Source organism: Streptomyces bohaiensis, from assembly GCF_012033785.1.
Lineage (GTDB): Bacteria > Actinomycetota > Actinomycetes > Streptomycetales > Streptomycetaceae > Streptomyces > Streptomyces bohaiensis.
Genome location: NZ_JAAVJC010000365.1, coordinates 1 through 3,826 on the forward strand (window position 1 = coordinate 1; position 3,826 = coordinate 3,826).

General features: G+C 71.4%; 3 protein-coding genes. 1 reads left to right on the forward strand and 2 read right to left on the reverse strand.

The genetic code is table 11. From position 1 onward, the window contains the following. Positions 1-207 precede the first annotated feature (207 nt). Positions 208-918: a hypothetical protein gene (locus HCN52_RS22630; protein WP_168090296.1), complete on the reverse strand. Its 711-nt coding sequence runs from the start codon at positions 916-918 to the stop codon at positions 208-210. 252 nt (positions 919-1,170) lie between these two features. Next, positions 1,171-1,791, reverse strand: coding sequence for an SseB family protein (locus HCN52_RS25720; protein WP_168090297.1), 621 nt, complete (start codon positions 1,789-1,791; stop codon positions 1,171-1,173). A 135-nt stretch (positions 1,792-1,926) separates the two neighbouring features. On the opposite strand from HCN52_RS25720, the gene HCN52_RS22640 reads away from it, so the two are divergent. Continuing rightward, entirely contained in the window at positions 1,927-3,753 is a 1,827-nt protein-coding gene (locus HCN52_RS22640) for an acyl-CoA dehydrogenase (RefSeq protein ID WP_168090298.1), read from the forward strand. Positions 3,754-3,826 lie beyond the last annotated feature (73 nt).

Genomic DNA, 3,826 nt, shown 5'->3' on the forward strand with positions numbered 1-3,826 from the left:
GCCCGGTCCGTGGTGGTCCGGGCGGGCGCTCGTCCGCGGTGACGGGCCGAGCCCCCGCCCCCGGGGCGGACACAACCGGCGCGCGGGCGACACGCGGCCGGTGCGCAACCGACGCGCGGCCGGTGCGCAACCGACGCGGGGGCGGTGCGTGGCCGGTACGCGACCCATCGTGTCGGCCGCGCACCGGCGTGCGGACCGGGTGGTGGATCAGATCCGCCAGACCAGCGTCTCCTCCGCGGCCAGCCAGTGCACCTCGGCGGCCTCGGCGTCCTCGGGGATCAGGAATGTGCGGCAGTCGTAGAAGGACTCGCCGACGGGGAGTTCGTACGCGTTGGTGGGCGCGGCATCGTCGCAGCCGTCGGGCATCCCCAGCGGCTGGTACGCCTGCACGTTCTCGCCCCAGCCCTCGTCGTCGGCGAGTTTCAGCTTCAGCGTCGTCCGCTCCGACGGCATGATCATGGTGATGTGGTCGCCGTCCGCGTGCGCGAAGTCGAGGTGGACGTGGACCGGGCGCATGCCCTCGGTCGCGTCGGGCGTCGAGAACGCGTCGGGGTCGAGGTCCTCGGGTTCGCCGACGAACACCTCCGTGGCGGTCACCGACAGCATCGCCTCGGTCGAGCCGTTGGTCCACAGCACCGGCTCGCCGGCCTCGCCCACCGCGAGGGTGACGACCCCCGGCTCGCCACCGTCCGCGTCCTCGCCCGACGGAGAGGCGTCCTCGCGGTCCTCCCCGCCGCCGTCCTCCCCGTCGCCGTCGGCGCCCTCGTCGTTCACGTCGATCCGGTCACCGGGGCCCGAGCCGTCCGACCCGACGCCGTCGTCCGAGCCGCAGGCGGTCAGGGCCAGCGCCAGAACGAGCGCGGAAGCGGCAGGAGCAACGGCGCCGAGGCGGGTGGTTCTGCGGGTCGTGGTGCGCATGTGGATGACTCCCCCTGTGGGTCGCGTGCGGTCGCCCCGGCCGTGGTCACCGGAGCCGTCGGGGCCCATGCCCCCTCGGGGGAGGAGGACGCGTCGCAACCGTGCGCGGGTGCGAACGGTTACCGGCTGGTTGCAGGGCTGAGACACGCCGCGGGTCCGCGCCACCGGTGCGACCAGTGGCGGCGCCGGGAGAGGCGCACGGCGCCGCTGCCGGAGAGGGACACGCGCCCGGCCGGCGTTTCGCTCTTCGCGTCAGCCGTAGACGCGGCGCATCGCGTACTCGGTCATCTCGTCCACGGCCTTGGCGTCGAGCACCAGCCGGTGCTCGCCCTCCATGTCGAGCGCGAAGCCGTACCCGTGCGGCAGCAGGTCCAGCACCTCGCCACCGGTCACGGTGAAGTAGCGGGACTCCTTGCCCGCGTACTTGCGGAGCTCCCGCAGCGAGGTGAACAGCGGGATCACCGGCTCCTGGGTGGTCTGCACGGCAAGGAACCCGGGGGTGTCGCCGCGCGGGCAGTAGACCTTCGCGCTCCAGAAGATGTCCTGGAAGTCCTCGGTGGCCAGCGCGCCGGAGGTGTAGGCCCGGAGGCCGTCCACCAGGTTCAGCGGGGTGGCCGGCGCCGGCTGGTGCTGGGCGGTCGCCTGCTGCTGGGCCTGGTGCTGCGCGTGCTGGGCCTGCTGCTGGGCGTGGTGCGGGTCGTGGTGCGGCTGCTCGCCGTACCCGCCCTGCTGCTGGTACTGGTCCGCCTGCGGGTACTGCGGCTGCTCGCCGTACCCGCCGCCCTGCGGCGGCTGGCCGTAGGGGGGCTGCCCATGGGGCGCGTGGGGGTCCTGCGGGTGGCCGCCGTACGCGCTCTGGTCGTAGCCATACATGGGGGAGAGCGTACTGACTCACTTCTGGCGGATGCGTGCTTGCTTCTTATTACCGATGGGTAGCATGATGGAGTTACCAACCGGTACACGTCGCGCTGCCCGCCCGGCAGACCCGATCCCCAACGGAGTCGTCCCATGGGCCACTACAAGTCGAATCTCCGAGACATCGAGTTCAACCTGTTCGAGGTGCTGGGCCGCGACAAGGTCTACGGCAGCGGCCCCTTCAGCGAGCTGGACGCCGACACCGCCCGCAACGTGCTGAGCGAGATCGCGCGGCTCTCCGAGAACGAGCTGGCCTCGTCGTACGAGGACGGCGACCGCAACCCGCCCGTCTTCGACCCGGCGAACAGCACCGCCCCGGTGCCGGCGGCCTTCCGTCGCAGCTACCAGGCGTACATGGACGCCGAGTGGTGGCGCCTGGGCATCTCCGAGGAGCTCGGCGGCACCGAGGCCCCCCGGTCCCTGCTGTGGGCGTTCGCGGAGACCATTCTCGGCGCCAACCCGGCCATCTGGATGTACGCCTCCGGCCCGGCGTTCGCCTCCGTCCTCCACGACGAGGGCACCGAGGCGCAGCACCGCGTCGCGCAGCTGATGGTCGACAAGCAGTGGGGCTCCACCATGGTCCTCACCGAGCCGGACGCCGGATCGGACGTCGGCGCGGGCCGCACCAAGGCGACCAAGCAGGACGACGGCTCCTGGCACATCGAGGGCGTCAAGCGGTTCATCACCTCCGGCGAGCACGACCTCTCCGAGAACATCGTCCACTTCGTGCTGGCCCGCCCCGAGGGGCACGGCGCCGGCACCAAGGGCCTGTCGCTGTTCATCGTGCCGAAGTTCGACTTCGACTGGGAGAGCGGTGAGCTGGGCGAGCGCAACGGCGTCTACGCCACCAACGTCGAGCACAAGATGGGGCTCAAGGTCTCCAACACCTGCGAGCTGACCTTCGGTGCCAACGGCCCCGCGAAGGGCTGGCTGCTGGGCGAGAAGCACGACGGCATCCGCCAGATGTTCAAGATCATCGAGTTCGCGCGGATGATGGTCGGCACCAAGGCGATCGCCACCCTCTCCACGGGCTACCTCAACGCGCTGGAGTACGCCAAGGAGCGGGTGCAGGGCCCCGACCTCACCGAGTTCGCCAACAAGTCCGCGCCGCGCGTCACCATCACCCACCACCCGGACGTCCGCCACTCGCTGATGACGCAGAAGGCGTACGCCGAGGGCATGCGGGCGCTGGTGCTCTACACCGCCTCCGTCCAGGACGACGTGCTGGCGCTCAAGGCGGCCGGCGAGGACGCCACCGCCGCCGAGGCCAAGAACGACCTGCTGCTCCCGATCGTCAAGGGCTACGGCTCCGAGCGCTCCTACGAGCAGCTCGCGCAGTCGCTGCAGACGCTCGGCGGCTCCGGTTACCTCCAGGAGTACCCGCACGAGCAGTACATCCGGGACGCCAAGATCGACACCCTCTACGAGGGCACCACCGCCATCCAGGGCCAGGACTTCTTCTTCCGGAAGATCGTCCGCAACCAGGGCGCCGCGCTGACCGGGCTCTCCGAGGAGATCAAGAAGTTCCTCGCCGAGGCCCCCGGTGGCGAGAGCCTCGCCGAGGCGCGGGAGGAGCTGGCCACTGCGGCCGGTGAGCTGGAGGCCCTGGTCGGCACGTTGCTGACCGACCTCGCCGCCACCGAGAGCGACGTCAAGCAGCTCTACAAGGTGGGGCTGAACACCACCCGGTTCCTGCTCGCCTCCGGCGACGTCGTCGTCGGCTACCTGCTGCTGCGGGGCGCCGCCGTCGCCGCCGAGAAGCTCGGGACCGCCTCCCCGAAGGACGCGCCGTTCTACCAGGGCAAGATCGCCGCGGCGCGGCACTTCGCCCGGGAGGTCCTCCCGAACGTCGCCGTGGCCCGGTCCATCGCCGGCAAGACCGACCTCTCCCTGATGGAGCTGGACGAGGCGGCCTTCTGACCGCCCCGGTCGGCGGCAGCTGAGACGCCGCGTCACCGTCGGCCGTGTGTCACCCGCGAGGGCGGCACACGGC

What these genes read in the sequence shown, in the direction of transcription:
- HCN52_RS22630 (WP_168090296.1), bottom strand. Translation starts at nt 918, where the DNA reads ATGCGCACCACGACCCGCAGAACCACCCGCCTCGGCGCCGTTGCTCCT.
- HCN52_RS25720 (WP_168090297.1), bottom strand. Translation starts at nt 1,791, where the DNA reads ATGTATGGCTACGACCAGAGCGCGTACGGCGGCCACCCGCAGGACCCC.
- HCN52_RS22640 (WP_168090298.1), top strand. Translation starts at nt 1,927, where the DNA reads ATGGGCCACTACAAGTCGAATCTCCGAGACATCGAGTTCAACCTGTTC.